3 protein-coding genes are annotated in these 6,226 nt (G+C 75.2%); 1 reads left to right on the top strand and 2 read right to left on the bottom strand.

Annotated features, from left to right (window positions below; translation table 11 throughout):
* The first annotated feature begins 2 nt into the window (after window positions 1-2).
* Window positions 3-1,622 carry a phosphoenolpyruvate--protein phosphotransferase gene (ptsP, locus tag EBO15_RS42425; protein WP_122200089.1) on the top strand — a complete coding sequence of 540 codons (1,620 nt, stop codon included), beginning with the start codon at window positions 3-5 and terminating at the stop codon, window positions 1,620-1,622.
* A gap of 75 nt (window positions 1,623-1,697) precedes the next feature.
* On the opposite strand, the gene EBO15_RS42420 is transcribed toward ptsP, so the two are convergent.
* Window positions 1,698-3,329 carry a glycoside hydrolase family 3 protein gene (locus EBO15_RS42420; protein WP_233616854.1) on the bottom strand — a complete coding sequence of 544 codons (1,632 nt, stop codon included), beginning with the start codon at window positions 3,327-3,329 and terminating at the stop codon, window positions 1,698-1,700.
* Between the two features lie 138 nt (window positions 3,330-3,467).
* A complete protein-coding gene (locus EBO15_RS42415) occupies window positions 3,468-5,669 on the bottom strand; it encodes a transglycosylase domain-containing protein (protein ID WP_122200087.1) in 2,202 nt (733 codons plus the stop codon).
* Window positions 5,670-6,226 lie beyond the last annotated feature (557 nt).

Below are 6,226 nucleotides of genomic sequence, written 5' to 3'. Positions count from 1 at the left end.
GGATCGCCGGGGCCGTCCCCGAGCCGCCCGCCGGCACCGCCCCCGCCGGTGACGCCGCGGCCGAGACGGCCGCGGCGCTCGCCGCCCTCGCCGCCGTCGCCGACGACCTGGAGGCGCGGGGAGCGGTCGCCGCCGAGGTCGGCAACAAGGACGGCCAGGACGTCCTGAACGCGCAGGCGCTCATGGCCCGCGACCCCGGCCTCGCCGAGGGCGTCCAGGCCAAGGCCGCCGAGGGATACGCCGCCGCCCGCGCGGTGTTCGAGTCGTTCGGCGTGTACCGCGAGATCCTCGCGGGCGCGGGGGAGTACCTCGCCGCCCGGGTCACCGACCTCGACGACATCCGCGACCGCACCGTCGCCCGCCTGCTCGGCCTGCCGATGCCCGGCGTGCCCGAGTCGGACGAGCCGTTCGTGCTGGTCGCGCGGGACCTCGCGCCCGCCGACACGGCCGTGCTCGACCCGGCCAAGGTCGTCGCGTTCGTCACCGAGGAGGGCGGCCCGACCAGCCACACCGCGATCCTCGCCCGCACCATGGGCGTGCCCGCGGTCGTCGCGCTGCCCGGCGCGACCGATCTCGCCGACGGCACCCCCGTCCTGGTGGACGGCCAGGCGGGGACGGTCGTGGTGAACCCGTCCGAGGCGGTCGTGTCCGCCGCGCGCGACGCCGCGTCCGCGCGGGCCGAGGCGCTGTCCGGCGCGTCCGGTCCCGGGCGGACCAGGGACGGGCACCCGGTGCCGCTGCTGGCGAACATCGGCGGGCCCAGGGACGTCCCGGCGGCGGTCGAGAACGGCGCCGAGGGCATCGGCCTCTACCGCACCGAGTTCCTCTTCCTCGACCGCGCGACCCCGCCGTCCGACGAGGAGCAGGAGCGCGCGTACCGCGAGGTCCTGGAGGCGTTCCCGGGCGGTCGCGTCGTCGTGCGCGCCCTGGACGCCGGCGCCGACAAGCCGCTGGCGTTCCTCCCGCCTCCCGGCGACGAGCCGAACCCGGCGCTCGGCGAGCGCGGCCTGCGGATGCTGCGCCGCCACCCGGACGTGCTGGCGGCCCAGCTGTCCGCGCTGGCCCGCGCCGCGTCCGGCCAGGACGCCAAGCTCCAGGTCATGGCCCCGATGGTGACCGACGCCGAGGAGGCGGCCTTCTTCGCCGCCGCCTGCCGTGACGCCGGGATCGAGCACCCGGGCGTGATGATCGAGGTCCCGGCGGCCGCGCTGCGCGCCGGTGACCTGGCGCCGGAGGTGGAGTTCTTCAGCCTCGGCACCAACGACCTCACCCAGTACGCCTGCGCCGCGGACCGGCAGGTCGGCGGTCTCTCCCACCTCCAGGACGCGTGGCAGCCCGCCGTCCTCGACCTGGTCGCGTCCGCCGCGTCCGCCGGGATCCCGTGCGGCGTGTGCGGCGAGGCCGCGGGCGATCCGGTGCTGGCCTGCGTCCTGGTCGGGCTGGGCGTCACGTCGCTGTCGATGAGCGCGCCGTCGCTGCCGCTCGTCCGGGCGGCGCTGGCCCGCCACACGGTGGACGAGTGCCGGGCCGCGGCCGTGGCCGCGCGGGCGTCCCGGTCCGCGGGCGAGGCGAAGGAGGCCGCGCGCCGGGCCCTCCCGGGCCTGGCCGACCTCGGTCTCTGACCCGTCACCCGCGCACGAACGCGAGGCGGGGCGCCGCTCACCCGAGCGGCGCCCCGCCTCGCGTCGTTTGCGGGGTCAGGAGTCGGCGCCCGCGCCGACCGGCTTTCCGGCGACCGGGACGGGCAGCTTCCCCGTCGGCTTGACCTGCCCGGACAGGACGCGGGCGAGCGCCGTGATCGCGGGCGCCGCGGACGAGAAGGTCGCGACCAGCGCCTTCGCCCGGGTGGCCTTGTCCAGGTCGTAGGGCGCGCCGAGCGCGGCGACGACGGTCGGCTTGGACGCCAGCGCACGCGCCCTCGCGGCGGTGCCGGACGCGCCGTCGTTCAGCGTCGTGAGCAGCGCGACGTCCGCCTGGCCGAGCGAGCCGGCCGTCTTCACGCCCGCCGCGCGCAGCGCCGCGCCGACCCGGGCGCTCTTCGCGCCGGTCACGTAGACGGAGCGTCCCTTCAGCGGCAGGACGTTCCCGTCGTCGCTGACGACCGTGACGCCGTGCTCGGCGACGCTGAGCGCGAGCGCGTGGTGCTCGGACGTCCCGACCTGGTCCGCCGCCTTCGCCGGGTCGACCTGCGTGCCGCGGAACAGGCCGCGCCGCTCCTTGAGCCGCAGGATCCGCGCCACCGCGTCGTCCAGCCGGGCCTGCGGGATCCTGCCGGACTTCGCCGCCCTCAGCACCGCCTGGTACGCGACGGGCAGGCTCGGCGGCATGAGCAGCTGGTCGGCCCCGGCGTTGATCGCGCGGACCGGCACCGCCCGGTCGCTGTACTTCTCCCGGACGCCCTCCATCTGGAGCGAGTCGGTGACGATCACGCCCTGGAAGCCGAGCTTCTGCCGCAGCAGCCCGGTCAGGACGGTCTTGGACAGGGTCGCCGGGTCGCCGCTGTCGTCCAGCTTCGGGACGACGATGTGCGCGGACATCACCGCGTCCGCGCCCGCGGACGCGAACGGCGGCGCGTCCAGGCGCTCCCAGGTGGCCCTGCTGTGCCGGATCACCGGCAGGCCCGTGTGGCTGTCGGTCGCGGTGTCGCCGTGCCCGGGGAAGTGCTTGGCCGTGGCGGCGACCCCGGCCTGCTGGTATCCGGCGACGGCGGCGTGGGTCATCTTCGCGACGAGGCCGGGGTCGGCGCCGAACGAGCGGATGCCGATCACCGGGTTCGCCGGGTTGACGTTGACGTCGGCGTCCGGGGCGTAGTTCTGGTTGATGCCGACGGCGCGCAGCTCGGCGCCGGTCGCCTGCGCGGCGGCCTGGGCGTCGTCCGGACGGCCGGTCGCGCCGAGCGTCATGTTGCCGGGGAACCGGGTCACGAACGGCGTGCGCGACACGATGCCCTGCTCCTCGTCCACGCCGATCGTCAGCGGGATCTTGGACGCCTTCTGCAGCGCGTTCGACAGTTCGGCGGTGGAGCGGGGCGTCCGCAGGTTCTCGGGGAAGTAGATGACGCCGCCCACGTGGTAGCGGCGGACCATCGCCCGGCCCTGCGCCGCGTCGCCCACCGTGGGGACGAACAGCTGCCCGACCTTCTCGGCGGGCGTCAGCCTCGCGACGTAGCCGGGGATCCAGTCCGCCCGCTCCGCCGCCTGGGACGACGTGGGCGCGGGCCCGGAACCGCGCTTCCCGGCCTCGGCGTCTCCACCGCATCCGGCCAGCGAGGCGGCCAGGGCCGCGACCATCGCGACCCCGACCGGGGTAGATGGACGTGAAGCGCGCACAATACTCCCGAAACCCGTGACCAGCCCGTGACCTGACCCCGGCGACGGTAGTCGGAGCGCGGCGCGCTGTCCAAGACCGCGCCGGGTCATTGTCCACGTCATGGCCGCGCGTCCTGGGCCGCGCCACGGGGATCGGGGCTAGTGGCGGGCCTTTCCACGCCCCTTCGACTTCGGATCGGCGGACGGCGGCGGCGTCCCGTCCGGCCTCTGCCCGGGGGTTCCGGCCGCCTCGGAACGGCCGGACGGCGGCCGCGCGGGATGGACCGGGACGCGGCTGTCGGTCCAGTCGCGGACGGTCCCGGCGAACACGGGCTCGTCGAACGCCCGGACCGGCAGCGAACCGGAGATCCGCGCCATGAACGCGTGCCAGATCACGGTGGGGGCGTCCTCGCCCGAGATCGGCCGGTGCGCGGCGTCCCGCAGCGTCCGGCCGCGGGTGTCGGCCATCATCACCGCCGTGGACAGGTTCGGGACGTACCCGACGTACCAGGCGGCGCGGTTGTGGTCGGTGGTGCCGGTCTTGCCCGCGCTCACCCGTCCGGGCAGCGCGGCGCGGCGTCCGGTGCCCTCGGTGACCGTCCGGCGCGTCGCCCAGTTGACCTGCGCGGCCTGCTCATGGCTCAGCACCCGCGCGCCCGTCCGCGCCCAGGGCAGCGGGACGTCGTGGCCGGACGCGTCCACGATCCGCGTGACCAGGTGCGGGGCGACCGCGATGCCGCCGTTGGCGAACGCCGCGTAGGCGGCGGCCTGCCGCACCGCGGGGATCGTGGCGATGCCGAGCGTCACGCCCGCCTGCGCCCTGTACGGCCGGATGGCCGGCTCGGGGACGCCGAGGTCCTCGGCCATCCGGACGACGTTCCCGATCCCTGTCTCGAAGGCCAGTTTCATGTACCCCGTGTTGACCGACAGGGCCGTCGCGCGGCCGAGGTCCACCGGGCCGAGGGAGCCGATGTGCTCGTCGTTCTTGACCTTCATCCCGGGCGCCGCCATCGGCGTCAGCTCCCCGTCGGGGGCGAAGTTCAGCGGCGACGTCCCGTACACCCGGGACCGGACGTCGGTGCCGCGCCGGACCGCCGCCGCCAGGACGAACGGCTTGAACGTCGACCCCACCTGCGCGACGGGGTTGAACACGGCGTCGTACTGGCTGCGCGCCGGGTCCCCGCCGTAGAACGCCCGGACCGCACCGTCCTTCGGATCGACCGCCACCAGCCCGCCGCGCACGGACGCCGCCCAGCGCGACTCGCCCGCGCCGCGCACGGCGTCCCCGGCGGCCCGCATCCAGCCGTCGTTCAGGGCGGTGTAGATGCGCATCCGGCCGTTGACCACGCTCTGCGCGGGGATCCCGGACGCCTCCAGTTCCTCCAGCACCCGCTGCCGGACGAACGTCGACTGCCCGCTGACCCCGACGCCCTGCCACTCCTTGACGGTCCGGGGGAACCTCTCGGCGTCCGCCTCTCCCCGGGTGAGTTTGCCCATCGAGACCATGCCGTCCAGGACGTAGCGCCAGCGGTCGCGCAGCGCGCGCGCCGGGGCGTCGTTCCCCTGCGTCCGGAAGTACGCGGGACGCTGGATCATCGCGGCCAGGAGCGCCGCCTCGGCGACCGACAGCTGCCAGACGTCCTTGCCGAAGTAGGCCCGCGCCGCCGCCTGCACCCCGGACGTCTGCCGCCCGAAGTAGATGGTGTTGAGGTAGAGGTCGAGGATCTGGTCCCGGTTCCGCTGCCGGGCGAGCTTGACGGAGATCAGGATCTCCTTGACCTTGCGTCCCATCGTCCGCCGTTTGCTCAGGCCCTTGTAGTAGTTGCGGGCGAGCTGCTGGGTGATCGTGGACCCGCCCTGGGTGTCCCCGCCGGACGCGTTGTTCCACAGTGCCCGGAACGTCCCGCTCATCGAGACCCCGTGCCCGGTGTAGAACCCCCGGTCCTCGGCCGACAGCACCGCCCACCGCACGCGGTCCGGGATCTGGTCGTGCCGGACCGTCTGCCGGTTGGCCCCGAACCGGAAGATCGGCGTCCGGCCGTCGTCGAAGTACACCGTGGACCCCTCGTCGGTCACTCCGCGCTGGGGCTCGGTCGGCAGGGGCGTCGTCACGTAGAGCCCGGTGATCCCGCCGACCACGAGGGCGAGCAGGGCCGCCACCACCCCCAGGCAGACGCGCGTCCACCGCCGCCGGGGCACCAGCCGCCGGGGTGCCAGGCGCGAGGCGACGCGTCCTTTCCGCTCGGCCCGCCTGTGGTGCGTGGGCTTGTCCGGTGGGTCCGGCGGAGTCGCGTCCTGGGTGGGCCTGTCCGGCGGGCCGGACGGCGAGAGGCGGGCAGGGGTGTTCGGCAGAGGGCGCACGTCTGGGACCTCGATCGTCGGAGCCGGAGTTCGCCGCCGTCCGAGGCAGGGCGCGGTGGTGCCCGGAAGGGAGATCTCGGGCAGGGGAGGGCGATCCCGGATTCAGGCGGCGGGGGAGGATCGCGCCGGGCCTGAGGGGACGCCCCCTTCGTCCTGGAGAGGACGCGCGAGGCCGGACGGCGCTGCGTTGGCAGCCTTACGGAGGTCGCCACGTTCGTGGCCGGTGCGGTCGGCCGGGACCGGCACCGTGTCCTCCAGTCTAAGCATGATCATCCGAGGCGGCACAACCGAGACCGGGATCCGCGCCGACGCCCGCCGGACGAAAGGCTCACACGCGGTGAGTGCGCATTCACTCACCACAAAGCGAACAAATGGCACGTTCCAACAGAGAACGGGGCGTCGGCGCGGGACGGAGCGGCTACTCCGGAGGCGGGAATCCCAGCCGCCGCATCGCGAGGGACGCCGCCCCGACGGCGCCGTCGCCCGCGCGCCGCGGGTCGGCGCCGAAGCGGAGCCGCAGGCCCGCGCGGACGGCGTCGGCGACCGGGCCGTCCCGC

The organism is Actinomadura harenae, assembly GCF_003696215.1.
Taxonomy (GTDB): Bacteria; Actinomycetota; Actinomycetes; order Streptosporangiales; family Streptosporangiaceae; genus Spirillospora; species Spirillospora harenae.
Note: the sequence above shows the minus strand (reverse complement) of the source record. Positions and strands in the feature narration are given on the sequence as shown.